The organism is Modestobacter sp. NPDC049651 (assembly GCF_040659695.1).
Classification (GTDB): Bacteria; Actinomycetota; Actinomycetes; order Mycobacteriales; family Geodermatophilaceae; genus Modestobacter.
This window is the reverse complement of the sequence record NZ_JBFAOG010000012.1, coordinates 69676-93442: the sequence shown is the minus strand read 5'-3', so window position 1 is coordinate 93442 and position 23767 is coordinate 69676. Positions and strand designations below refer to the sequence as shown.

Below are 23767 nucleotides of genomic sequence, written 5' to 3'. Positions count from 1 at the left end.
CGCGCACGACCGGGGCCCCCTCCCGTCGAGGAGGGGGCCCCGGGGGCGGACCGGGTCAGCCGCAGAGGCCGGCCGGGTCGCTCGCCGCGCACAGGTTGTGCCGGATGTCGATCCCCGGTCCGGTCCCCTGCAGCAGCGTGCCGGGGATCGGGCGGGTGACCCAGATGTCGACGGGCTGGTTGTCCTTGAACACGTTGCCCTTGACGGTGACGTGCTCGACCAGGCCCGGGTCGACGGCACCCGGCGGGTTGGTCCCGGGCGGCGGGCTGAAGCTGACCAGGTTCAGCCCGGCCGGCGGGTAGTTGATCGGCTGCGCGCCCGCCGGGACGACCGGGTGGTGGCCCCGGACCACGTTGCCGAGGATCCGGACGTGGTCGGCGTTGGTGACGGAGATGCCCACGCCGGACACCCGCTGGCTGCCGTCGCGACCCGCGATGCAGTACCGGTTGTTGGCGATCGCGGCGTTCCCGCTGATCGTGAAGTCACCGCCCTCGACGTGGTGGCTGGTGTCGGGCACCTCGGTGGCCGAGTCGTCGAAGAACAGGATGCCCACGCAGTTGCCGGTCACCGTGTTGCCGGTGACCGTGCCGCCGCGGCTCTCGCGGACGAACACGCCGAGGTTCTCCCCCTCGACCCGGTTGCCGATGATCCGCGCCCGGGCGCCGTCGGAGTCGCTGACCCCCACGCCTGCGGTGCCGCTGTACCAGGGCGCGCCACGGTCGACGCCCTTCTCGACGTTGCCGGTGACGGAGATGCCGGTGGACGCCGCGGCCGAGACGCCGTACCGCTCGTGCCCGGTGCCCGTCGTGTGGTGCACGTCGAACCCGTGCGCGCCCCACGCGACGATCCCGCTGGCCGGGTGGTTGACGGTGCTGAGCCGGGAGACGCTCACCGGGCCGGAGGGGTTGAGGAAGAAGAAGCCGGACACGTCGTCGGCGAGCGTGCCCGGGTCGTCCTCGGCGTCCGCCTGCTCCTGGGCGGTCCAGCAGGGGTTGGCCGCCACCGGCGGCAGCGGCTTGCCGGCCCCCCACTCCGGCCAGGTGATCGTCGTCCGGCCGGCACCGGCGCCGACGACCGTCAGGCCCTTCCCCACGACGCACACGGCCTCGCGGTACGTGCCGGGGGCGATCTTGACGGTGTCCCCGGACCGCGCCTGGTCGACGGCCGCCTGGATGGACTGCCCCAGGTGGACGACCCAGGTGGTCGAGCCCCCGCCGGCGGCGGCCACCCCTGGCGGGACCGCGGCCAGGACCAGCCCCGCCGCCACCGCGGTCACCCGGGCCCGGGCCGCCCAGCGACGCCGGGGAGCGGCCGCCCGGCCCGTGAGTGGTACCGGGATCAGTGTCGATGTCGTCCACCGCATGTCGTCCTCCTGGTCGCACCGCATCGCCGGCGATCCCGCACGGACGCACGGACGGCGCCCTGTCGCGTGGCGCGGACAACCATCGACGACGACGTCGCCGCGTCCAAGACGTCCTGGGTCTGCATTGCGCCGCGCCCCGGGTCGGTCCCGCGACCTCCGGCGGGGCCGGTGCACGACCTGCGGAGGGCGGGCACCGGGCAGGAGGTCGCGCCCCCGCACCACCCGCCCACCGGACGACGCCGTCCCCCCGGCGGAAGCGGCCGCCCAGGTCGTTGCAGCCGTCGACACACCCGCCCGGATCCAGCACAGTGCCCGGCATGCGGAGCACCCGGGGGACGATCGCCGACCGGTGGCCGGAGCAGCCGGCCGGCGCGGACGCCGACGCGGACGCCGACGCCGACGCCGTGGTGGTGACCGAGCACCTGACCAAGCGCTACGGGTCGCGGGTGGTGGTCGACGACCTCTCCCTGCGGATCCCCCGCGGGCAGGTCTACGGGTTCCTCGGCCCGAACGGCGCGGGCAAGACGACGACGCTGCGCATGCTGGTGGGACTGGTCCGTCCCACGAGCGGCACGGCGACGGTCCTCGGCCGGCCCGCCGGGTCGTCCGCGACGGAGGTGGGCGCGCTCATCGAGGGACCGGGTTTCTACCCCTACCTGTCCGGGCGGGACAACCTCCGGGTGCTGAGCCGCTACGCCGGGGCGCCGGCCGACCGCGTCGAGCGGGTGCTGGGCACCGTCGACCTGCTCGAGCGCGCCGACGACCGCTTCAGCACCTGGTCGCTGGGGATGAAGCAGCGGCTCGGGGTCGCGGCCGCCCTGCTGAAGGACCCCGCGCTCGTCGTCCTCGACGAGCCCACCAACGGCCTCGACCCGGCCGGCATCACCGAGATGCGGCAGCTGCTGCGGACGCTGACCGGCCAGGGGCGCACCGTCCTGCTGTCCAGCCACCTGCTGGGCGAGGTCCAGCAGGTGTGCGACCGGGTCGCGGTCGTCTCGGGGGGCAGGCTGGTGGTGGAGAGCGACGTGGGCGACCTGCTCGGCCTGGCCAGCCTGGTGGTCGAGGCGGAGCCCCTGGCGGAGGCGCTGGCGGTGGTGACGCAGCTGCTCGGGCCCGACCGGGTGACCGTGGTCGACGGCGCCCTGCGCCTGGAGGCCGGCGCCGGGGACACCGCACGGGTCAACCGCGCGCTCGTGCTCGCCGGCGTGGACGTCACCGGCCTGCGCCGCCAGGCCCGGACCCTGGAGGAGGTGTTCCTGCAGGTGACGGAACCCGGGCCGGCAGGTGTGGCACCGCCGGCGCCACCACCGGAGCACCCCCGCCGTCGGCGGCTGCGCCCCGGGGCCGGCCGGTGACCGCGGTCGCGGCGGCCCGCCCCGCCGGTCCGCTCCCCGGGATGGTGTCCGCCGAGCTCACCAAGCTGCTCAGGCGGCCCGCCACCTGGGTGCTGCTGGGCCTCTGGCCGTCGCTGCAGCTGGTCTTCAGCACCGTGATCCCGTACAGCAGCTACCGGCGCGGCTCCGCCTACGAGGGCAGCTCACCCGAGGCGCTGCTCGCCCAGGTGCTGCCCGACCGGCTGGTCGAGAACGCGCTGTCCGGGCTGCCGCTGTTCGGCGGCGCGCTGCTGCTGACCCTCGGCGCGCTGCTGGCCGGCAGCGAGTACGGCTGGCGGACCCTGGGGACCCTGCTCACCCAGGGTCCCCGCCGGCGCTCGGTGCTCACCGCGCAGCTGCTGGCGCTGCTGGTGGTGCTCGCGGGCACGGTGGTGGTCAGCCTGCTGGTGACCGCGGTGGCGAGCCGGGCCATCGCGGGGATCGAGTCGGCCCCCGTCGCCTGGCCCAGCGCGGCGCGCCTCACCGCGGGGTTCGGCGGGGGGCTGCTGATCGCCCTGACCTGGGGAGTGCTGGGCATGCTGCTCGGCACGGCCCTGCGCGGCACCGCCCTGCCGGTCGGGCTCGGCCTGGTGTGGGTGCTCGCGGTCGAGAACCTGGTGGTCAACGTCGCCGCCCCGCTGCTCGGCTTCTTCGACGCGGCCCAGGCGGCCCTGCCGGGGGTCAACGCCGGCTCCCTGGTCGCCGCGCTGGCCGGGCCGGGCGCGACGCTGCGCACCCCGGGGGTGGCGGCGACCGTCGGGGGGACCCAGGCCGCCCTGGTGCTGGGCGGGTTCCTGGTCGCGGCCGTGGCGCTGACCGGCCTGCTGCTGGTCCGGCGGGACGTCAGCTGACCGGCGCCCGGCCGCTCAGGCGGCCGGGGAGCTGTTGCGGTTGACCAGGATGGCCAGCTGCGTGCGGGTGCGGACGTCGAGCCGGCGCATCACCGCGGTGAGGTGGCTCTTGACCGTCGCGAGGCTGAGGAACAGCCGGGCGGCCACCTCCTCGTTGCTCAGCCCCTGGGCGACCAGCTCGGCCACCTCCCGCTGCCGCTCGGTCAGCAGGTCCAGCGCGGTGGGCAGCTGCGGGGACCGGCAGGCGCCGCCGGTCACGTAGCGCACCAGCTGGCTGGTCGCTGCCGCGTCCAGCGTCGCCTCGTCGCGGGCCAGCGCCCGCACCGCGTCGACCAGGCGCTGCGCGGCCGACCGGCGCGGCAGGCACCCGCGCACCCCGGCCTGCAGCACGTCGACCAGCTCCGCGCAGCCGGCGCCGTGACCGGGGCCGTGGTCGGCGAGCACCAGCACCCCGGTGCCCCTCCGGCACAGGTCGCGCAGCAGCACCAGGTCGTCGTCCGCGACCAGGCCCTGCCGGACGACCAGCACCTCCGGCGGCGCGGGGGAGGAGGCCTCCAGCGCCTGGGCCAAGTGGCTGGTCTCGGCGACGACGGCGATGTCCGGCTCCCGCTCGAGCACGACCCGCAGCCCCAGCCGGAAGACCTCGTGGTCCTCGCACAGCAGCACCCGGACCAGGGGACGCGGCGGACGGGGGCGCCCCGGCCGGACGGGGGGACCGGCCCACCTGGCCGGTGCACGGCGGTCACCTTGGCTCATGAGCTCCCCCTGTCCGCGCCGGACGGCCGTCCGTGGGCCGGAGCCCGCCTCGTCCGGGCTCGGGTCCGCGAGCTTCCTCGACCGACCGGGACGCTAGCGGACCGACCGATTGCATTGCGCATCATCGATCCCGCGAATTCACACCTCTCTCACAGCAGCCCGTCGACGGCGGCGCCCGGCGTGCCCGGCGCCGGGCCGCCCGCCCGGCCCCCCTCGCCGCCGGTCACCGAGGTGCGGTGCACGTGGATCGCGAGCTGGGTGCGGTCGCGCAGCCCGAGCCGCCGCAGGGCCACGGTGATGTGGCCCTTCACCGTCGCGGGGCTCACGTCGAGCCGCTCGGCGATCTCCGCGTTGGACAACCCCTCGGCGACCAGCCGGGACACCGCCGTCTGCCGGGCGGTGAGCGGGTCCTTGCGGGGGGCGGGGCCGGCCCCGCCCCCGTGCGGGGTGCCGTCGAGGTGCTGCAGCAGCTCGCCGGCGGCGGCGGGGTCGAGCACCGTCTCACCCCGCGCGGCCGCCCGGAGCCCCTCCACCAGCCGCTGCGGCGTGACGGTGGTGTGCACGTAGCCCGTCGCCCCGGCCTGCAGCGCCAGCACCAGGTCGGTGCTCGACTCGCCGAGCAGCACCACGCGGACGCCGAGAGCGGCCAGCGCAGCGACCAGGTCGCCGGCCGCGGGTGCCCGCCCGCCGCGCAGGCCCTCCCCGAGGAGGGCCACCCGGGGCCGCAGCCGGGCGGCCAGGGCCAGGGCCTCGTCCGGGTCGGCCGCCTCGCCGACCACCGTGAGGTCCGGCACCGGGGCCAGCACGGTGCGCACGCCCTGCCGGAGCACCTCGTGGTCGTCGCAGACGAGCACCTCCACGGGCCGGTCCGCCGCCACCTGCGCACGGGCCACCTGGCCGTCCGGCTCCCCGCCCATGTCCCAGCTCCGCTCGGTCCGGGCCCGTGAGGGCAATGCCGCTCGTCGGGTCTGCAGGACGCTAGGTGATCCACCCGTCGATCCGCCACCGGGTGCGCGCCCGGACCCGCCTGTTCATACCCGAGTCGCAGGACGCTCCCGACGGATGGCGACCACCCGGGGCCTCCGGTCGTGCGACGGACCGCCGCGGGGCGGGCACCGGAGGGACGCGGACGCCCGCGTCGCGCGCCTTCGGGCGGATGCCCGCGGTCCGGCAGCGCACCTGGGGCGCGGTCCGAGTTCCGCCACGCGGCCGATGCCGCTGCCCTCCCGCCGTCCCTAGCGTTCCCGGCGTCCGCCCGCCGAGGCAGCAGGAGCTCCCGTGCACCAGACCATGATCATCGCGAAGATGGACCCGGGTGCCGCCGACGACGTGGCCGCCGTCTTCGGCCGCTACGACGCCACGTCCATGCCGCACGAGATCGGCGTCCGGCACCGGTCGCTGTTCCAGTTCCACGGCATCTACGTGCACCTGATCGACTTCGACCGGCCGGCGCCGGAGGCGATGCGCATCGCCCAGTCGCTGCCGGCGTTCCGGGCCGTGAGCGAGGACCTCAAGCCCTACATCGAGGCCTACGACCCGAACTGGCGTTCGCCCCGGGACGCGATGGCCCAGCGCTTCTACCACTGGACGGCCACGCCCGAGTGAGGCGCGGCGGACCCGGCCCAGGAGCATCGCGATGACCACGTCGTCCCCCGCACCCACCGTCGCCGACCGGATGCGCCCGTCCGGGTGGCTGTCCTGCCCGGCCTGCGGCTGGCTGCTGTACCGCAAGCGGCTGGAGCGCAACCTCTCGGTCTGCCCCGAGTGCGAGCACCACCTGCGGATGAGCGCGCGAGAGCGCATCGAGCTGCTCGTCGACCCCGGCACCTTCCGGGAGACCGGCTTCCCGCCCCGGCCGCAGGACCCGCTGTCGTTCACCGACCTGCGGGCCTACCCCGACCGGCTGCGGGAGGCGGCCGAGCGCTCCGGCGAGTCCGAGGCGGTCGTGGTGGGAGAGGCGCGCATCGCCGGGCAGGACGCCGTCCTGGCCGTCATGGACTTCGCCTTCCTGGGCGGCAGCATGGGCGTCGAGGTGGGCCGGCGGGTCAGCGAGGCCGCCGGGCTCGCCGGCCGGCGACGCCTGCCGCTGGTCACCGTGTGCGCCAGCGGCGGTGCCCGGATGCAGGAGGGCGTCCTCTCCCTGTTCCAGATGGCCCGGGCCAGCGAGGCGTTCGCCCGGCTGCACGAGGCCGGCCTGCTGTCGGTCTGCGTGCTCACCGACCCGACGTACGGCGGCGTCTCGGCGTCGTTCGCGACGCTGGGCTCGGTGCTGGTGGCCGAGCGCGGGGCGCACGTCGGCTTCGCCGGGCCGCGGGTGGTGGCCGAGACGATCCGGGCCGAGCTGCCCAGCGACTTCCAGACCGCCGAGTTCCTCCTGGCGCACGGGCTGGTCGACCGGGTCGAGAGCCGCGCCGAGCTGCGGCCGCTGCTCGGCCGGCTGCTCGCCGTCCACCGCCCGGCGCAGCCCCCGCCCGACGACGGGCAGGCGGACGAGCCGGCCCCGGTCCCGCCGGCCGGCGCGGCCCCCGATCCGTGGGCGGTCGTCCAGCGGGCCCGCACCTCCGGGCGCCCGACCACGCTGGACTACCTGCACACCGTCTTCGACGACTTCGTGGAGCTGCACGGCGACCGCGCCTTCGGCGACGACCCGGCGGTGGTCGGCGGGGTGGCGTCCCTGGCCGGCCGGCCGGTCGTGGTGATCGGCCAGGAGAAGGGGCACTCGGTCCGTGAGCGGGTGACCCGCAACTTCGGGATGCCCCACCCCGAGGGGTACCGGAAGGCGCTCCGGCTGCTCGACCACGCCGAGACGTTCTCGTTCCCCGTCGTGACCCTGGTCGACACCCCCGGCGCCCACCCCGGGCCGGAGGCGGAGGAGCGCGGCCAGTCGCACGCGATCGCGCAGATCATCATGCGCAGCAGCCGGCTGCGGGTGCCGGTCGTCTCGGTGGTGACCGGCGAGGGGGGCAGCGGCGGGGCACTCGCCCTCTGCACGTCCGACCGCCTGCTCGTGCTCGAGAACGCCTACCTCTCGGTCATCAGCCCCGAGGGCTGCGCCGCCATCCTGTGGCGGACCGCCGCGGCGGCCCCGGTGGCGGCGCGGGCGATGCGGCTGGGTGCGCAGCACCTGGTCGAGGCCGGCATCGCGACCTCGGTGGTGCCCGAACCGCCCGGCGGCGCCCACACCGACCCGGCGACCGCCGCCCGCGTGCTGCGGGCCGCCCTCCTGCGCGAGGTCGACGAGCTGAGCCGCATCCACCCGGCGGACCTCGTCGAGGCGCGGGCCCGGCGGCTGGGGTCCGTCGGCGGGACCGGCCACCGCAGCCTGCAGCCGGTCACCGGCGGGGAGGGCTGACATGACCCCCAACGAGCTGGTCCAACGGCCCCCCGCGGGCACCTCGCCCACGGCCCCGGTGCCCGACCTGCGCAGCCGCCGGCTGCACGAGGAGGTGCTGGAGCTGGCGCGCGCCCTGCCCGGGGACCTCCGCCGGCTCACCGTCCGCAGCGGCGACACGGCCATCGAGATCGAGTGGGCGCCCGCAGGCCTCCCCGGCGGCGGGGACGGGGGCGACGCCGCCCCGGTCCGCCAGGCCTCGGCGGCCGCCGTCCCGGCCGACCGGCACGACGGGCTGACCGCGGTCACCGCGCCGCTGGTCGGCACGTTCTACGCCGCTCCGTCGCCGGACGCCGACCCGTTCGTCCGGGTGGGCGACGAGGTCGAGGCGGGCCGGACCATCGGCATCGTCGAGGCGATGAAGCTGATGAACCCGGTGGTCGCCGAGCAGGCCGGCGTGGTGACCGAGGTGGTCGCCGGCAACGCGGAGTCGGTCGAGTACGGCCAGGTGCTGCTCTACCTGCGCCCGACGGGGCAGCCGTGATCAGCCGGCTGCTCATCGCCAACCGCGGGGAGATCGCCGTCCGGGTGGCCCGGGCGTGCCGCGAGCTGGGCATCGAGGTGGTCGCCGCGTACTCCACCTGCGACCGGCGGTCCGCGGTCGTGGAGATGGCCGACGAGGCGGTGCACATCGGGCCGCCCGCCCCGCGGCACAGCTACCTGCACGTGCCCAACCTGATCGAGGCGGCGCTGCGCACGGGCGCCGACGCCGTCCACCCCGGGTACGGCTTCCTGTCCGAGGACCCGGACTTCGCCGAGATCTGCGAGGCCGAGGGCCTCACGTTCGTCGGCCCACCCCCCGAGGTCATGCAGCAGATGGGCAACAAGGCCACCGCCCGTCGGCTGATGGCCGACGCCGGGCTGCCGCTGCTGCCCGGCGTCGTGGAGCCGGTGCGCACCGCCGAGGAGGGGCGCCGGATCGCCGACGACATCGGCTACCCGGTGATCATCAAGGCGGCCGCCGGGGGCGGCGGCCGCGGGATGACCGTGGTCGATTCCCCCGGCGACTTCGCCGAGGCGTTCGCCACCACCCGGGCCGTCGCCCGCGCCGTCTTCCGCGACCCGGCGGTCTACGTCGAGCGGTACCTCACCGGCGCGCGGCACGTCGAGGTGCAGGTCCTCTGCGACCAGCACGGCGCCGGCGTCCACCTCGGGGAGCGGGACTGCTCGCTGCAGCGGCGGCACCAGAAGCTGCTGGAGGAGGGGCCGGCCGGGCACCTGTCACCCGGTCAGCGCGCCGAGCTCGGCGAGCTCGCGCTGCGCGGCGCCCTGTCGGTCGGCTTCACCGGCGCCGGCACGATGGAGTTCCTGGTCGCCGGCGGCCGCGCCTACTTCATGGAGATGAACGCCCGGATCCAGGTCGAGCACCCGGTCACCGAGATGCTCACCGGCATCGACCTCGTGCGCGAGCAGCTGCTGGTCGCCGACGGCCGACGGCTGCAGCTGCGCCAGGAGGACGTCGTCCCGCGGGGCGCCGCCATCGAGTGCCGGATCAACGCCGAGGACCCCACCCGCGGGTTCGTGCCGGCACCCGGTCACCTGGACGTGCTCCGCGCCCCCGGCGGCCCGTGGACCCGGTTCGACGCCGGGTACCGGCAGGGCGACGACGTCAGCCCGCACTACGACTCCCTGATCGGCAAGCTCGTGGTCTGGGCCCCCGACCGCGAGCAGGCGATCCGGCGGATGGACCGGGCGCTGGGCGAGCTGCGCATCGAGGGCCCCGGCGTGCACACCACCGTCCAGCTGCACCGGACCCTGCTGCGCGACCCCGACGTGACCGCCGACCGGCACGACGTCGAGTTCCTCGACCGCCGGCTGGCGGACCTGGTCGCCCGGACCGCCCCGGCCGGCGACCCGGTCACCCCGATGCCCGCGCCGCGCGGCGCCCGGCACCTCGTGCCCGTGCCCACCGGCGTCGACCGATCCGCATGACCCCCGTCCCCTCCCCGGAAGGAACCCCTGCCATGTCCGACCCCACCTTCACCCTGGCCGACCTGATGGACCTGCTGACCGAGAAGGCGGGCCTGCCGACGTCGGCGCACACCAGCGACCCGGACGCGCACTTCAGCGACATCGGGCTGGACTCGCTGGCCTTCCTGTCCATGCAGACCGAGCTGATGGAGCGCTACGGCACGCAGATGCCCGACGACAGCCCCGACGGCTACACCCTCGGCGACATCGTCTCGACCGTGTCCGCCTCGTCCACCCAGCCGGCCTGACGCCCGCGACGACCGGAGGTACCGACATGAACCCCACCGACGACGGCCCGGTGATCGGTCACACCGACAACTCCGTGCTGATCGACGCCGACATCGACCACGTCTGGCGGATGACGAACGACCTGCCCTCCTGGCCGGACCTGTTCTCCGAGTACGCGGCGGTCGAGGTGCTCGCCCAGGAGGGACCGACCGTCCGGTTCCGGCTCACCATGCACCCCGACGAGGCGGGCCGGGTGTGGAGCTGGGTCTCCGAGCGGACCCTCGACGAGGCGGCGCACCAGGTCGTCGCCCGCCGGGTGGAGCCCGGGCCGTTCGAGTTCATGGACATCCGCTGGTCCTACGCGCCGGAGGGCACCGGCACCCGGATGCGCTGGGTGCAGGACTTCCGGATGCGCCCCGAGGCCCCCATCGACACCGCCGGCATGACCCGGCGGATCGACGCCAACACCAAGACCCAGATGGCGCTCATCCGGGACAAGGTGGAGGCGGCCGCGGGCAGCCGGCGCCCGGAGCCGGCGACGTGACCGGGGGCCCGGCCCTCGTCCTGCAGGGCGAGGACGGTGCCGTCCCGGGCATGCTCGACGGCTGGCTGACCGACGAGTCCGCCCGGCGAGTGGTCGCCGAGGCCGCCGAGGTCGTCGGCCGGGACGTCGCCGAGTGGTGGCGGGAGCGCGGCAACCTCGTCGACCCGGTCGCCGCCGCGCTGGAGATCGTGGTCACCGGGGTGGCCGGGGCCGCGAGCCTGCGCGCCCGCGGCCTGCGGCCGGTGGCCGTGGCCGGGCACGACGTCGGCGAGTTCGCGGCGCTGGTGGTCGCCGGGGCGCTGCCGCTGGCCCAGGTGGTCGAGCTGGTGCACTGCCGGGAGGAGCTGCTGTCCTGCTCCGCCCGGCCCTCCGACGCCGGGATGGCCGCCGTCGTCGGCCCGGGCGCCGCGCAGGTGGCCGACGCCGTCGTCGCCGACCTCGGCGGGACGCTCACCGTCGCCGCGGTCGACGGGCCCGACCAGGTGCTGCTGTCCGGGCACTGCGCGGAGCTGTCCCGCGCCGGGGCGGCGGCGGTCGGGGCCGGGCTGACGTGGCGCCGGATGCCGGGCCGCGCCCCGTGCCACGGACCGCTCGTCCAGCCGGTCGCCGACCACCTCGCCGCCGAGCTGGCCGACCTGGACTGGTCGGCCCCGTCGGTGCCCGTCGTCCCCAACGCCGACGCCGTCCCCACCCGGGACCCCGGGCGCCTGGCCCGCAACCTCGCCGCCCACCTCACCTCGACCGTGCAGTGGGCCGCCACCTGCCGGGCGCTGCTGGCCGCCGGGGCGACCGGGGTGGTGGAGGTGGGGTCCGTCGCGGTGCTCGGCCCGCTGGTGCGGCAGGCGCACCACGGCGTGCCGGTCCACCTGGCCGCCGCGCCCGGTCCGCTGCCCACCCCCGAGACGTCCGAACCCGCGCTCGCCGGGTCGGCCCCCACCCGAGGAGAGACATGACGACCATCCAGCACCCGACGACGACGGTCCGGACCGGGCGCACCGTGTCCCGGGCCGACACCCCGCCCAACCGGCGGCGCGGCGGGGACATCCGCGTGCTGCTGTCGCCCGCGAGCGTCGGCAGCACCGCCGGCTTCATGGGCACGCTGACCCTCGAGCCCGGCGAGGTCGTCACCGAGCACTGGCACCCGTACTCGGAGGAGTTCCTCTACTGCGTGTCCGGCGACGTGCTGGTCACCCTGGACGGCGAGGAGCGGCGGCTGCCCGGCGAGTCGGCGGTGCACATCCCGCTCGGCGTGCGCCACCGGATCGTGAACGACGGCGACGCCCCGGCCTTCTTCGTCTTCCTCTGCGGTCCGCTGGCGCCGCGGCCGGAGCTCGGTCACGTGGACACCGAGCCGAACCCGAACGGCGTCCGGTGAGCGACCGCAGACGGGTCGTCGTCACCGGCATCGGGGTGGTGGCGCCCGGGTCGATCGGCCGGGAGGGCTTCTGGGACATGATCACCGCCGGCCGGACGGCCACCCGCCGGATCACGTTCTTCGACCCCTCCGCCTTCCGGTCGCAGGTGGCCGCGGAGGTCGACTTCGACGGGCGCCGGCTCGGGCTGACCGCCCACGAGGTCGCCCGCAACGACCGGTTCGTGCAGATGGCGATGGTCGCCGCCGACGAGGCGGTCGCCGACAGCGGGCTCACGTTCGGCACCGGCGGCAGCGCCGACGCCCCCGACCCGGACCGGGTGGGGATCACCCTCGGCACCGCCGTCGGCGCCACGATGCGGCTGGAGCAGGAGTACGTGCAGGTCAGCGACGCCGGCACGCACTGGCTGGTCGACCCGCGCTACGCCTCGCGGTTCCTGCACCAGGCGCTGGTGCCCAGCTCCGGCGCCACCGAGCTGGCGATCCGCTTCGGTGCGCACGGGCCGGCGACGGTGGTCTCGACCGGGTGCACGTCGGGGATCGACGCGGTGGGCTACGGCAGCCAGCTGATCGAGGACGGCGACGCCGACGTGGTGATCGCCGGGGCCAGCGACGCACCCATCTCCCCCATCTCGATGGCCTGCTTCGACGTCATCCGGGCCACCACCGCCAACAACGCCGATCCCGAGCACGCCTCCAAGCCCTTCGACGCGCGGCGCGACGGGTTCGTCATGGGTGAGGGCGCCGCCGTGCTCGTGCTGGAGGAGCTGGAGCACGCCCGGCGGCGGGACGCCGAGCCGTACTGCGAGGTCAGCGGCTACGCCAACCGCTGCAACGCCTTCCACATGACCGGCCTGCGCCCCGACGGCACGGAGATGGCCGAGGCCATCCGGCTCGCGCTGGCCCAGGGCCGGGTCGACCCGGAGGAGGTCGGCTACGTCAACGCGCACGGCTCGGGCACGAAGCAGAACGACCGGCACGAGACGGCGGCGGTGAAGGTCAGCCTGGGCGAGGCCGCCCGGCAGGTGACCATGAGCTCGATCAAGTCGATGGTCGGCCACTCGCTGGGCGCGATCGGGTCGATCGAGATCGCCGCCACCGCGCTGGCCGTCCAGCGGGGGCTGGTGCCGCCGACGGCGAACTACGAGGTGCCCGACCCCGAGTGCGACCTGGACTACGTGCCCAACGTGGCGCGGGAGCAGAAGGTCGACGTCGCGCTCTCGGTGGGCAGCGGGTTCGGCGGCTTCCAGTCCGCGATCGTGCTCGCGCACCCCACCCGGCGGATGCCGTGACCGGCCTGATGGTCACCGGCATCGGCGTGGTGGCGCCGACCGGGGTGGGGGTGGAGGAGCACTGGGCGTCGCTGGTGCGCGGCGAGCCGGCGGTCCGGCCGATCGAGGGCTTCGACGCCACCCGGTACGGGGTCCCCCTCGGCGGCCAGGTGCGCGGCTTCGTGCCCGAGGACCACGTCGACCCCCGGCTGATGGTGCAGACCGACCGGTGGACCTGGATGTCGCTGGCCGCGGCCACGATGGCCGCGGCCGACGCCGGCTACGACGCGCCCGAGGACGCCTACGCGACCTCGGTGTTCCTGGCGTCGGGGTCCGGGGGCAACGAGTTCAGCCAGCACGAGATCCAGGGGCTGTGGGCGAAGGGGCCCCGGTCGGTCGGCGCCTACCAGTCGATCGCCTGGTTCTACGCCGCGAGCACCGGCCAGGTCTCCATCCGCGACGGCTACAAGGGCCCGTCCGGGGTCGTCGTCTCCGAGGGCGCCGGCGGGCTGGACAGCATCGGCTGGGCCCGGCGGGTGGCGCGCCGCGGGACCCCCGCGATCCTGGTCGGCGGGACCGAGGCAGGTCTCTGCCCCTACGCGCTGCTCTGCCAGGCCACCAGCGGCCGGCTGTCGACCGCCGCCCGCCCGGAGGACGCCTACAAGCCCTTCGACCGGCGGGCCAACGGCCACGTGGTCGGCGAGGGCGGGGCGATCCTGCTGCTGGAGGAGCCGGGCGCGGCCCGGGCCCGCGGAGCGCGCCGGGTGTGGGGCGAGGTCGCCGGCCACGCATCGACCCACGACGCGCACCACCACGAGGACGCCCCGCCCGACGCGACCCAGTACGCCCGGGCGATCCGGCTCTCGCTGGCCGACGCCGGCATCGGCCCGGACGACGTCGACCTCGTGCTCGCCGACGGCGCCGGCACCCCGGAGCTCGACGCGCTGGAGCTGGCCGCGCTGGCCGACGTCTTCGGCGGCCGGGCCACCCCGGTGCCGGTCACCGCGCCGTCGTCGTGGACCGGGCGGCTCATGGCCGGCGGGTCCGCGCTGGCCGTGGCGACGGCCCTGCTGGCCATGCGGGACGGGATCGTGCCCGGCACCGCCCACCTCGACGACCCCGTCGACGCGCCGGGTGTCGACCTCGTGCAGTCCGGCCGGGTCGCGGACCTCCGCACCGTCGTGGTGCTGGCCCGCGGTTTCGGCGGCTTCAACAGCAGCCTGGTGCTGCGCCGACCCACAGAGGGGACGACGTCATGACCACCGTGGAGGACCCGACCGTCACCGACCGCGGAGGCGCGGTCCGCACCCTGCTGCGCATGCGGGTGCGGCCCGGTGGGGAGGAGCAGTTCGTCGAGGCGTGGCGCGCCGCCGCCGCGCAGATCGCCGGCCAGCCGGGCAACGTCCGGCAGGAGCTGATGCGGGACGCCGAGGACCCGCGGACCTTCCTCATCGCCGGCGACTGGGCCGACCGGGCCGCCGCCGACGCGTTCGGCCGGTCCAGCGCACGCGAGGCGCTCACCGCCGCCCTGCGGGAGCTGCGGGAGGACGCCGACCGGGGCACCTACGAGCTGCTGTACGGCGTGGCCGGCGGTGAGCAGGCCAGCCACGTGCGGATCGACATCAGCACGAAGGTGGGGCCCGGCGAGGAGGAGGCGTTCGAGCGCGCCTACGCCGTCGTGGCCGAGCGGCTGCGCGGCACGCCCGGGCTGATCCGGGAGGAGCTGCTCCGGGAACCGGGCACCGGGCTCTACCACATCTTCGCCGAGTGGGAGTCCGACCAGGACTTCCGCAACTGGGTGGACGACCCGTCGCACGCCGACCGGACCGGCCCGATCATCCGGTGGCTGTCGGTGTTCTTCGAGCGGAAGCTCTTCGAGATCCGCTACCGGCCCCCGGAGGCCGGCGTGCGCGGGGTCCGGGCCGCTCCTCCGGCAGCCGGCGCCACGCCCGCGCACGCGCCCGCGGCCCCGACGCCCGTGACCCCGGCGCCGTCGGTGGCTCCCGCACCGCGCACCCCCGCCCAGCCGGTGCAGCAGGCCGCCGCACCACCCGCCGCACCCGCGGCGGCGCGGATCGCGCCGGCGGCCGAGGTGCTCGTGGTGGGGGCCGGGCCCACGGGCCTGACCGCCGCCATCGAGCTGGCCCGGCGCGGGATCGCCGTCCGGGTGGTCGACAAGCGCGCCGAGCCGGCCGGCCAGGCGGACAAGGCGATCGGCATCCACTGCCGGACGATGGAGATCTGGGAGGACCAGGGGATCGTCACCGACGCGATGGACGCCGGCACGTGGCTGCACGGCCAGACGGTGTTCGTCAACGGGCGGCAGACCCACCAGGTCGACTGGTCGGGCCTGGCGGAGCTGCCCTACGCCCACCTCGGCCTGCCGCAGTACGAGACCGAGCGGCTGCTCGGCGCCCGGCTGCAGCAGCTCGGCGGGCGGGTGGAGCGCGGTGTCGAGCTGCGCGGGTTCCTGCAGGACGACCAGGGGGTGACCGCGCAGCTGGAGTACCCCGACGGCACCGCGGGGACCGTGCGCGCGCAGTACCTGGTCGGGGCCGACGGCGCGGGCAGCGTGGTCCGCGACTCGCTCGGGCTCACCTTCGAGGGCGGGCTGTCGATGTTCCCGCAGCTGTTCATGCTGGGCGACGTCGACGTCGACTGGGACATGCCGCCCGGCCACCTGGTGCGCTGGGTGCGCATCGAGGACGACGGCGACTTCACCGGGATGCTGGTGTGCGTGCCGCTCAAGGGCCGCAACCGGTACCGGGTGGCGACGCTGGCCCCGCAGCGGCTGCAGCAGACGATCGGCAGCGGCGTCGTGCCCCCCGGCTTCTGGAAGGAGTACGACCCGCCGTCGCTGGCCGACATCCAGGCCGCGATCGACGACCTCGGCCCGGCGGGCACCACGGCCAGCAACCTGCGCTGGTCGTCGGTCTTCCGGATCAAGCACGGCATCGTCGACCGCTACCGGGTGGGCCGGGTGTTCGTCGCGGGCGACGCCGCGCACCTGCACCCGCCGGCCGGTGGGCAGGGCATGAACACCGGCATCCAGGACGCCTGGAACCTGGCCTGGAAGCTGGCCCTGGCGGTGCGCGGTGAGGCCTCGCCCGGGCTGCTGGACAGCTACGAGGCCGAGCGGCGGCCGGCCGGCAAGGCAGTCGTCGACCGCGCCGTGGCCGTGGCGTTCACCGACGAGATGGACATGGAGGACGAGAAGGCGCAGTTCCTGCTCGAGATGCAGATGAGCATGAACTACGCCGGCAGCCCCCTGGTCGGTGAGGCGCCCGGCGGGTTCGCCGGCGGGCCGGAGCCCGGGCACCGGGCGCCGGACGCGCTGGGACTGCGCCGGTTCGGCGTCGCGCACGACGTCCGGCTGTTCGACCTGACCCGCGGCACCCACTCGACGCTGCTGCTCTGGGCCGGGACGGGCACGGACGCCGGACCGCTGGAGGAGCTGGCCGCCTCCGTGCGGGCGGCGACCGGTGGGCAGGTGCACCCGTACCTGGTCGTCCCGGCCGACGCCGCCGCGCCGTCGCTGGTCGACCTGCCGGTGCTGCGGGACGCCGCGGACGGGTTCGCAGCGGCCTACGGGGTGGCCGGCGCGGGCACCGCCGCGTACCTGGTGCGGCCCGACGGGCACGTCGGGTACCGCGCCCGCCCGGCGGCCGAGCAGGGCCTGCGCGAGCACCTGGCCGGGGTGTTCGCTGCCCGGGCCTGAGACACCGCTGCCCCGCCGACCTGTGGTCGGCGGGGCAGCGGTCGGGGCGGGTCAGTCACGGTCCTCCGCCACCAGGGGGGCGGCCGCGACGAGGCCGGCCCCGGGGAGCCGGAGCCCGGCGTCGGGTTCGGCCTGCGTTCCCGCGTCGCGGCGCACCGCCGGGATGAGCAGCGCGGCCAGCGCACCGAGCAGCAGCGCCCCGGCCAGCACCAGGAAACCGGTGGTGTAGCCGCTCTCGGCCGGCAACCCGGTCGGGCCGGCGTGCGCGGTGACCACCGAGGCCATGACGGCGGCCCCGATGGCCCCGCCCACGGTGCGGATGTTGGCGTTCATCCCGCTGGCGACCCCGGTCTGGTGCGCGGGCACCGCGGCGACGACGAGGGTGGCCACCGCGGCGAACCCCAGCCCGAAGCCGGCGCCGATGACGGTGGTGATCGCGTAGACCTCCCAGCGCGCGCCGTGCACCAGGGCGAACAGGGCGTAGCCGGCGGCGGTGAGCAGGGTGCCGAGGACGAGCAGGCGCTTGGACCCGAAGCGCTGCGCCAGCCGGCCGGCGGCCAGGCCGAGCACGAACGAGGCGACGGTCTGCGGCAGGTTCATCAACCCGGACTCGGTGATCGAGGCGCCGAAGCCGTAGCCGGCCGACGTCGGCGTCTGCAGGAACTGGGGCACGAAGGCGAAGGCGGCGTAGATGCCGAACCCGACCAGCAGCGCCACCAGGTTGGTGGTCCAGACGGCCCGCAGCCGCATCAGGCGGAGGTCGACCAGCGGCTCGGCGGCCCGGGACTCGACGAGCGCCCAGCCCGCGAGCAGGACGACCGCGGCGGCCAGCAGCCCGAGCACCCCGGCCGAGCCCCACCCCCAGGAGGGCGCCTGGCTGATCGGCAGCAGGAGGGCGAGCAGCCAGCCCGAGAGCAGCAGGGCCGCGAGCCAGTTGACCCGTCCCGGCGTGCGCACCCGCGACTCCGGGACGACGACGTGCGCGGCCAGCGCGGCGACCAGCAGTGCGGCCATCGGCAGCCAGAACAGCCAGGTGTGGTCCAGCAGGTCGACGACCGGGCCGGCCAGCACCAGACCCGCGCCCGCCCCGACGGACAGCATCGCCGAGAGGGTGCCGATGGCGGCCGGGACCCGCTGCCGGGGGAACTCGTCCCGGATGATGCCGAAGGCCAGCGGCAGGATCCCCCCGCCGACGCCCTGCACCACCCGGGCGACGAGCATCACGGTCAGGTCGGTGGCCAGCGCCGCGAGACCGCAGCCGAGGGCGAGGGTGCCCAGGGCGGCCACGAGCACGCGCTTCTTGCCGACCATGTCGCCCAGCCGGCCGACGATCGGGGTGCAGACCGAGGCCGAGAGCAGGTAGGCGGTCATCACCCAGGTGACGCCGGCCTGGTCGGTGCCCAGCTCGCGCTGCAGGGTCGGCAGCACCGGGTTCACCAGCGACTGCAGCAGCGCGAAGGCGACCACGCCGGTGGCCAGGACCGCGAAGGTCACGCGGTGGTGCGCCCGGCGGGCGGACGCGGCGTGCCGGGGACCCACCCGCCCAGCGAACCCCACGGGCCGGTCCGCGGTCGCCGCCGCTTCCGCCCGCCAGGAGGGAAGGAGCGGCGACCGCGGGACGCCGGGCTCAGCTCTGGCTGAGCTGCAGCGTCGGGTAGTCGGTGTAGCCCTCGGCGCCGCTGGCGTAGTACAGGTGCGGCCGCTGCTCGTTCTCCGGGTGCTCGCCCTGCCAGCGCTCGACCAGGTCGGGGTTGGCGATCAGCGGGCGGCCGACCGCGACGGCGTCGGCGTGCGCGGCCTCGATGAGCGCGACCGCCTCCTCGCGGGTGGTGACGACGCCGAAGCCGCTGTTGGCGACCAGCGGCCCGCCGAACCGGCGGCGCAGCTCCTGCACGAGGTCACCGGCGGGCTCGGCGTGCAGGACCGACAGGTACGCCAGGCCCAGCGGCCGCAGCTGGTCCAGCAGCAGACCGTAGGTGGCCAGGACGTCGTCCCGGTCGGTCTCCAGCGCGCCCTGGATGTTGTGCTCGGGCGAGATCCGCAGGCCCACCTTGCCGGCGCCGACGGCCGCCGCGACGGCGGTGACCACCTCGACGACGAACCGCACCCGGTTCTCCGGGGTGCCGCCGTAGGCGTCGGTGCGGACGTTGGCGGTGGGCGCCAGGAACTCGTGCAGCAGGTAGCCGTTGGCGCCGTGCAGCTCGACGCCGTCCAGGCCGGCCTCGACGGCGCGCACCGAGGCGGCGACGAACGCGTCGCGGACCTCGGCCAGCTCCTCGACGGTGAGCGCGTGCGGCACCGGGTAGGCCTGCTTGCCCTGCTCGGTGTGCCCCTCGCCGTCGATGGCGATCGCGCTGGGCGCCTCGACCCGGCGGCCGCCGTTGACGTCGGGGTGGGTGACCCGGCCACCGTGCATGACCTGCATGACGATCCTGCCGCCGCGGGCGTGCACGGCGTCGGCCACCCGGGCCCAGCCGGCGGCCTGCTCGTCGGTGACGATGCCGGGCTGGCCGACGAACGCCTGCGACTCGAACCGGGGGTAGGTGCCCTCGGTGATGATCAGGCCGGTGCCGGCGCGCTGCGCGTAGTGCTCGACGAGCAGGTCGTTCGGGACGCCGGAGGCGCCGGCCCGCATCCGGGTGAGCGGCGCCATGACGACGCGGTTGGCGAGCTCGATGTCGCCGAGGGTGACGGGCGTGAACAGGTCCATGCACCGCGCAACCGGCTCGCCCCCTGCTTCACTCCGGGACCGGGGTGCGGCGGTCGTCACGCCGGGCCGGCGACGCAGCCGCCGACCGGTGCGCCAGGACCGACCAGGTCGACTGCGACGACAGCACCGACCAGCGCGACTGCGACGACAGCGCCGACCCGAGCGACTGCCAGCTGCCCGACGACAGCGCGGACAGCGCCGACCCGATGCTGCCGAACGAGCCGAACGAGCCGACGCTGCCGATCGAGAGCATCGACCCGACGCTCCCGATCGACAGGAAGGAGCCCTTCGAGCCGATCGAGAGCACCGAGTCCTCGGACCACAGCGACCACCGGGACCTCATGGACCCAGCCTGGCAGCTCAGCGGCGGCCGGTCACCCGGCTGAGCGCCTCCCCCACCCGGGCGAAGGCGGCCGGTGTCGTCGTGGCGTGCACGCTCAACCGCACCCGGTCACCGTGCCGGGTGCACGCGACCCCGGCGTCGCCGAGCGCGGCGTGCAGCACCGCGCCGTCCACCCCGGGCACCCGGGCGGCGACGATGCCCGCCCGGTGCGCGGGGTCCCGCTCGCTGGCCACCTCGACACCGGACCGGTCGAGCAGCTCCAGCAGCTCGCCGGCGCGCTCGGCGACCCGCGCCGCGACCCACCCGACGCCGACCGACTCCAGCAGCTCCAGCCCCGCGGCCAGCGCGGCCTGCGCGACCGGGCTGCCGTTGGTCGTGACGAACCGGTCCGCTCCGGCGGCGAGCGGGTGCTCGATCCCGTCGTACCGGGTGGGCTCGGCGACGCCGGTCCACCCGGCCAGCAGCGGGTGCAGCCGGTCCAGCGCCCGGTCGGCGACCGCGAGCACCCCGGTCGACCAGCCGCTGCGCAGCCACTTCTGGCCGCCGGCGACCAGCACGTCGGCCGCCGTCCAGTCCTGGTCGACGACGCCGAGGCCCTGGATGGCGTCCACGACCAGCAGCCGGTCCCCGACCACCTCGCGCAGCCCGGCGAGGTCGGCGCGGTACCCGGTGGCGAAGTCGACCGCGCTGACGGCCACGGCGTCGGCGTCCCGCTCGCGCAGCGCTGCCCGGACGGCGTCCGGCGTCACCGGGCCCCCCGGCAGCAGGCCGACGTCCAGCCGCCCGGCCGCGGCGGCCCGCCACCAGGGGTAGAGGTTCGACGGGAACTCGCCTGCGCCGACCAGCACCCGGCCGGAGACGGCGAACGCGGCCTGGAACAGCCCCGCCGACGTGCTCGGCGACCAGACCAGCGCCGACCGGGGGAAGCCGGTCAGCCGGGCCGCGGCCTGCAGCGCCCGGTCCTCGGCGCCCATCAGCTCGTCGACGGTGGTGCGCCCGGCGGCCGACTGCGCGGTCAGCGCACCGGTCGCCGCGGCCACCACCGCCCGCGGGACGGGGCCGACCCGGGCGAAGTCCAGGTAGCCCTCGTCCTCGGCGAACTCGGCCAGGTAGGAGCTGGGGCAGGGGCTCACGAGGACACCCGGGCCAGGAACGACCGGGTGCGCTCGTGCTGCGGGGCACCGATGACCGCCTCCGGCGGCCCCTCCTCCACCACCACGCCGCCGTCCATGAACACGACGTGGTCGGCGACCTCGCGGGCGAAGGCGATCTCGTGGGTGACCACGATCATCGTCATGCCCTCGCGGGCCAGCTCGGTCATCACCGCGAGCACCTCGCCGACGAGCTCGGGGTCCAGCGCGCTCGTGGGCTCGTCGAACAGCAGCAGCTTGGGCCGCATGGCCAGCGCCCGGGCGATCGCCACCCGCTGCTGCTGGCCGCCGGAGAGCCGGTCGGGGTAGACGTCGACCTTCTCCGCGAGACCGACCCGGGCCAGCAGCTCCCGGGCGCGGGCCTCGGCCTCCTTGCGGGGCACGCCGAGCACCTGCACCGGGCCCTCGACCACGTTGTCGAGCACGGTCCGGTGCGGGAACAGGTTGAACCGCTGGAACACCATGCCGATGTCGGCGCGCTGCCGGGCCACCCCGCGTTCGGGCAGCTCGTGCAGCTTGCCGTCGGCGAGCCGGAAGCCGATCGGCACGCCGTCCACCCAGATCTCGCCGCCGTCGGCGGCCTCGAGGTGGTTGATGCAGCGCAGCAGCGTGCTCTTCCCGGCGCCCGAGGCGCCGAGCAGCACGACGACCTCGCCGCGGCGCACGGTCAGGTCGACCCCGCGCAGCACCTCCAGCGCGCCGTAGTGCTTGCGCACCTGCTTGGCGCGCACCAGCACGTCGCGCTCGACGGCACCCTCGACCGGCGCGGTCACCGGGGCGCTCACCGCTGGCCCCGCACGAACGGCGGGACCTTGAGCGAGCCCCCGATGCGGGACCAGATCCCCGCGGACGGGTCACGGTGCGCCGCACCGTAGTGCCGCTCCAGGAAGTACTGCCCGACGTTCGCCACGCTCACCACCACCATGTACCAGACGGCCACCGCCAGCAGCGTCTCCATCACGGCCAGGCTGCGGCTGGAGAGGTTGTTGGCGGCGTGGATCAGCTCGGTGAAGCCGATCACCGAGGCGATCGACGTCCCCTTGAGCATGTTGATGAAGTCGTTGCCGGTCGGCGGGATGATCACCCGCATCGCCTGCGGCAGGACCACCCGGGTGAGCACCTTGCGCGGGCCCATCCCGATCGACTTGGCCGCCTCGGTCTGCCCGCGGTCGACGCTGGTCAGGCCGGCCCGCACGATCTCGGCCATGTAGGCGCTCTCGTTGAGGCCGAGGCCCAGGAGCGCGGCCAGGAAGCCGGTCATCAGCGCGTTGGCCGGCTGGTCGACCAGGTACGAGCCGGTGAACGGCACCGGGATCGAGATGGTCGGGAAGACCAGCGCGATGTTGTACCAGAGCAGGATCTGCAGCAGCACCGGCAGACCGCGGAACACCCAGACGTAGAGCCACGACACGGCCCGGAGCACCGGGTTGGTCGAGGTGCGCATCAGCGCCACGACCGTGCCCAGCACGATCGCCCCGCCCTGCGCGACCACCGCCAGCACGATGGTGTTGACCAGGCCCTCGAGGATGACCTGCTGGGTCAGCAGGTCCGGGACGCTGCCGTAGTCGATGTCGCCGCGGGACACCGCGACCAGCAGCAGGACCAGGACGGCGGCCACGAGCACCGCCGCCACCCACCGGCCCCACCGCTTGATCCGGACCTGCGGCAGGAGCTCGGCGTCCGCCGGCCGCAGGCCCACGGCCGTGGCCCCCGGGTCAGCCACCGTTGACGACCGCCTGGTCGACCGCGCCGGAGGTCACGTCCCAGGCGGTGAGGATCTTGCCGTAGGTGCCGTCGTCGATGAGCGACTGCAGGGCCTGCTGCACCGGCTGGACCAGCGGCGAGCCCTTGGCCAGGCCGATGCCGTAGGGGCCGCCGTTGATCGGGGCCTGGTCGACGGTCTCGAAGTACTTGCCGTTGCCGGCGGTCTTGGAGATGTAGACGGCGGTGGGCAGGTCGTTGAGGATCGCGTCGACCCGGCCGGTGCGCAGCTGGGTCTGGTTCTGCGAGTCGCTCGGGGTGGCGGTCACGTCGAGCGCGTCCTTGCCCGCCGAGGTGCACTTGCCGGACTGCTCGGTGGCGAAGTCCTCCTGGGTGGTGCCCTGGACGACGGCGATCTTCTTGCCGCAGAGCGCGTCGCTGCCGGTGATCTTGGCCGGGTTGCCCTTCTGGACCATGATCGTGATGCCGGAGTTGAAGTAGTCGACGAAGTCGACCTTGCCCTGGCGCTCGGCGGTGTCGTTCATCCCGGCGATGGTCGTGTTCACCCGGCCGGTCTGCAGGCTGGTGATCAGCGAGTCGAACGCCATGTCGGAGTAGCTGGTCTGCAGGCCCAGCTTCTTGCCGACCGCGGTGATGATGTCGACCTCGAAGCCGACCGGGGTCTTGCCGTCCTCGGCGTAGAAGTTGTTCGGCGGCGACTGCACGTTGGACCCGACGGTCAGCTTGCCGCCCAGGTCCGGGGGCACGGCGCCGGCGAGGGCGTCGTCCTTGCTGACGGCGTCGACGATCGAGGCGGTGTCCGGGACGGCGGAGCTGGTGGCGCCGCTGCCGCCGCTGCTGCTGGAACCGGCCGCGGAGCTGTCGTCGTCACCGCCTCCGCAGCCGCTGAGCACGAGGGCGGCGGCCAGCGTCGCGGGGACGACGAGGCGGCGGGCGAGACGGGTTCGGGACACGGGCACTCCTGTGGGCTCGGCTGGGTGGTGGGGTGGGTCGGGTGTGGTGG

Annotated in this window: 23 protein-coding genes; 13 read left to right on the top strand and 10 right to left on the bottom strand. The window is 75.4% G+C overall.

Features of this window, described 5'->3' with window-relative positions; all coding sequences use genetic code 11:
* Nucleotides 1-55 precede the first annotated feature (55 nt).
* Nucleotides 56-1267, bottom strand: coding sequence for a right-handed parallel beta-helix repeat-containing protein (locus AB0J00_RS16410; RefSeq protein ID WP_357746502.1), 1212 nt, complete (start codon nucleotides 1265-1267; stop codon nucleotides 56-58).
* 413 nt (nucleotides 1268-1680) lie between these two features.
* Between AB0J00_RS16410 and AB0J00_RS16405 the strand changes: the two genes are divergently transcribed.
* Nucleotides 1681-2718, top strand: coding sequence for an ABC transporter ATP-binding protein (locus AB0J00_RS16405; RefSeq protein WP_357746499.1), 1038 nt, complete (start codon nucleotides 1681-1683; stop codon nucleotides 2716-2718).
* A gap of 41 nt (nucleotides 2719-2759) precedes the next feature.
* On the top strand, nucleotides 2760-3587 hold the full coding sequence (locus AB0J00_RS16400; RefSeq protein ID WP_357746496.1) for an ABC transporter permease subunit: 828 nt from the start codon (nucleotides 2760-2762) through the stop codon (nucleotides 3585-3587).
* A gap of 15 nt (nucleotides 3588-3602) precedes the next feature.
* On the opposite strand, the gene AB0J00_RS16395 is transcribed toward AB0J00_RS16400, so the two are convergent.
* On the bottom strand, nucleotides 3603-4253 hold the full coding sequence (locus AB0J00_RS16395; protein WP_357746494.1) for a response regulator transcription factor: 651 nt from the start codon (nucleotides 4251-4253) through the stop codon (nucleotides 3603-3605).
* Between the two features lie 239 nt (nucleotides 4254-4492).
* Complete coding sequence (locus AB0J00_RS16390) at nucleotides 4493-5260, bottom strand: response regulator transcription factor (RefSeq protein WP_357746491.1); 768 nt, start codon at nucleotides 5258-5260, stop codon at nucleotides 4493-4495.
* 361 nt (nucleotides 5261-5621) lie between these two features.
* Between AB0J00_RS16390 and AB0J00_RS16385 the strand changes: the two genes are divergently transcribed.
* Genes AB0J00_RS16385 through AB0J00_RS16335 form a run of 11 tightly spaced genes read left to right on the top strand, consistent with a single transcriptional unit; the run spans nucleotide 5622 to nucleotide 16838 of the window.
* On the top strand, nucleotides 5622-5948 hold the full coding sequence (locus AB0J00_RS16385) for a TcmI family type II polyketide cyclase (protein ID WP_357746488.1): 327 nt from the start codon (nucleotides 5622-5624) through the stop codon (nucleotides 5946-5948).
* Between the two features lie 31 nt (nucleotides 5949-5979).
* Nucleotides 5980-7695 (top strand): acetyl-CoA carboxylase carboxyltransferase subunit alpha, encoded by a 1716-nt coding sequence (locus AB0J00_RS16380; protein ID WP_357746485.1) that lies wholly within the window; start codon nucleotides 5980-5982, stop codon nucleotides 7693-7695.
* Between the two features lies 1 nt (nucleotide 7696).
* Entirely contained in the window at nucleotides 7697-8218 is a 522-nt protein-coding gene (locus AB0J00_RS16375; protein ID WP_357746484.1) for a biotin/lipoyl-containing protein, read from the top strand.
* Nucleotides 8215-9666 (top strand): acetyl-CoA carboxylase biotin carboxylase subunit, encoded by a 1452-nt coding sequence (locus tag AB0J00_RS16370; protein ID WP_357746482.1) that lies wholly within the window; start codon nucleotides 8215-8217, stop codon nucleotides 9664-9666. Before AB0J00_RS16375 ends, AB0J00_RS16370 begins: the two co-directional genes overlap by 4 nt.
* A gap of 32 nt (nucleotides 9667-9698) precedes the next feature.
* Nucleotides 9699-9953 carry an acyl carrier protein gene (locus tag AB0J00_RS16365; protein ID WP_357746480.1) on the top strand — a complete coding sequence of 85 codons (255 nt, stop codon included), beginning with the start codon at nucleotides 9699-9701 and terminating at the stop codon, nucleotides 9951-9953.
* Nucleotides 9954-9979: 26 nt separating this feature from the next.
* Nucleotides 9980-10477: an SRPBCC family protein gene (locus tag AB0J00_RS16360; protein ID WP_357746478.1), complete on the top strand. Its 498-nt coding sequence runs from the start codon at nucleotides 9980-9982 to the stop codon at nucleotides 10475-10477.
* The gene (locus AB0J00_RS16355) at nucleotides 10474-11430 is read left to right on the top strand and encodes an acyltransferase domain-containing protein (RefSeq protein WP_357746475.1); all 957 of its coding nucleotides are present in this window, start codon (nucleotides 10474-10476) and stop codon (nucleotides 11428-11430) included. The genes AB0J00_RS16360 and AB0J00_RS16355 overlap by 4 nt, the downstream gene beginning before the upstream one ends.
* A complete protein-coding gene (locus AB0J00_RS16350) occupies nucleotides 11427-11852 on the top strand; it encodes a cupin domain-containing protein (protein WP_357746472.1) in 426 nt (141 codons plus the stop codon). The genes AB0J00_RS16355 and AB0J00_RS16350 overlap by 4 nt, the downstream gene beginning before the upstream one ends.
* The gene (locus AB0J00_RS16345) at nucleotides 11849-13141 is read left to right on the top strand and encodes a beta-ketoacyl-[acyl-carrier-protein] synthase family protein (RefSeq protein ID WP_357746470.1); all 1293 of its coding nucleotides are present in this window, start codon (nucleotides 11849-11851) and stop codon (nucleotides 13139-13141) included. Before AB0J00_RS16350 ends, AB0J00_RS16345 begins: the two co-directional genes overlap by 4 nt.
* The gene (locus tag AB0J00_RS16340) at nucleotides 13138-14379 is read left to right on the top strand and encodes a beta-ketoacyl synthase N-terminal-like domain-containing protein (RefSeq protein WP_357746467.1); all 1242 of its coding nucleotides are present in this window, start codon (nucleotides 13138-13140) and stop codon (nucleotides 14377-14379) included. The genes AB0J00_RS16345 and AB0J00_RS16340 overlap by 4 nt, the downstream gene beginning before the upstream one ends.
* Nucleotides 14376-16838: an FAD-dependent oxidoreductase gene (locus AB0J00_RS16335; protein WP_357746466.1), complete on the top strand. Its 2463-nt coding sequence runs from the start codon at nucleotides 14376-14378 to the stop codon at nucleotides 16836-16838. Before AB0J00_RS16340 ends, AB0J00_RS16335 begins: the two co-directional genes overlap by 4 nt.
* Before the next feature lie 51 nt (nucleotides 16839-16889).
* Here the strand turns inward: AB0J00_RS16335 and AB0J00_RS16330 are convergent, their stop codons facing one another.
* From AB0J00_RS16330 to AB0J00_RS16300, 7 genes are all read right to left on the bottom strand, one after another.
* Nucleotides 16890-18332, bottom strand: a complete 1443-nt coding sequence (locus tag AB0J00_RS16330; protein ID WP_357746463.1) for an MFS transporter — start codon at nucleotides 18330-18332, stop codon at nucleotides 16890-16892.
* Nucleotides 18333-18465: 133 nt separating this feature from the next.
* A complete protein-coding gene (locus AB0J00_RS16325; RefSeq protein WP_357746460.1) occupies nucleotides 18466-19548 on the bottom strand; it encodes an alkene reductase in 1083 nt (360 codons plus the stop codon).
* A 28-nt stretch (nucleotides 19549-19576) separates the two neighbouring features.
* On the bottom strand, nucleotides 19577-19891 hold the full coding sequence (locus AB0J00_RS16320) for a hypothetical protein (protein ID WP_357746458.1): 315 nt from the start codon (nucleotides 19889-19891) through the stop codon (nucleotides 19577-19579).
* A 17-nt stretch (nucleotides 19892-19908) separates the two neighbouring features.
* Complete coding sequence (locus AB0J00_RS16315) at nucleotides 19909-21024, bottom strand: aminotransferase class V-fold PLP-dependent enzyme (protein WP_357746455.1); 1116 nt, start codon at nucleotides 21022-21024, stop codon at nucleotides 19909-19911.
* Nucleotides 21021-21776: an amino acid ABC transporter ATP-binding protein gene (locus tag AB0J00_RS16310; RefSeq protein ID WP_357746577.1), complete on the bottom strand. Its 756-nt coding sequence runs from the start codon at nucleotides 21774-21776 to the stop codon at nucleotides 21021-21023. The genes AB0J00_RS16315 and AB0J00_RS16310 overlap by 4 nt, the downstream gene beginning before the upstream one ends.
* 47 nt (nucleotides 21777-21823) lie before the next feature.
* Entirely contained in the window at nucleotides 21824-22765 is a 942-nt protein-coding gene (locus AB0J00_RS16305; protein WP_357746453.1) for an amino acid ABC transporter permease, read from the bottom strand.
* Nucleotides 22758-23717, bottom strand: coding sequence for an ABC transporter substrate-binding protein (locus tag AB0J00_RS16300; protein ID WP_357746451.1), 960 nt, complete (start codon nucleotides 23715-23717; stop codon nucleotides 22758-22760). Before AB0J00_RS16300 ends, AB0J00_RS16305 begins: the two co-directional genes overlap by 8 nt.
* Nucleotides 23718-23767 lie beyond the last annotated feature (50 nt).

Excerpts from the sequence above, each read along its gene's own strand:
- AB0J00_RS16405 (WP_357746499.1), top strand. The coding sequence starts at position 1,681 with ATGCGGAGCACCCGGGGGACGATCGCCGACCGGTGGCCGGAGCAGCCG.
- AB0J00_RS16400 (WP_357746496.1), top strand. The coding sequence starts at position 2,760 with ATGGTGTCCGCCGAGCTCACCAAGCTGCTCAGGCGGCCCGCCACCTGG.
- AB0J00_RS16390 (WP_357746491.1), bottom strand. The coding sequence starts at position 5,260 with ATGGGCGGGGAGCCGGACGGCCAGGTGGCCCGTGCGCAGGTGGCGGCG.
- AB0J00_RS16380 (WP_357746485.1), top strand. The coding sequence starts at position 5,980 with ATGACCACGTCGTCCCCCGCACCCACCGTCGCCGACCGGATGCGCCCG.
- AB0J00_RS16375 (WP_357746484.1), top strand. The coding sequence starts at position 7,697 with ATGACCCCCAACGAGCTGGTCCAACGGCCCCCCGCGGGCACCTCGCCC.
- AB0J00_RS16365 (WP_357746480.1), top strand. The coding sequence starts at position 9,699 with ATGTCCGACCCCACCTTCACCCTGGCCGACCTGATGGACCTGCTGACC.
- AB0J00_RS16360 (WP_357746478.1), top strand. The coding sequence starts at position 9,980 with ATGAACCCCACCGACGACGGCCCGGTGATCGGTCACACCGACAACTCC.
- AB0J00_RS16350 (WP_357746472.1), top strand. The coding sequence starts at position 11,427 with ATGACGACCATCCAGCACCCGACGACGACGGTCCGGACCGGGCGCACC.
- AB0J00_RS16335 (WP_357746466.1), top strand. The coding sequence starts at position 14,376 with ATGACCACCGTGGAGGACCCGACCGTCACCGACCGCGGAGGCGCGGTC.
- AB0J00_RS16325 (WP_357746460.1), bottom strand. The coding sequence starts at position 19,548 with ATGGACCTGTTCACGCCCGTCACCCTCGGCGACATCGAGCTCGCCAAC.
- AB0J00_RS16320 (WP_357746458.1), bottom strand. The coding sequence starts at position 19,891 with ATGAGGTCCCGGTGGTCGCTGTGGTCCGAGGACTCGGTGCTCTCGATC.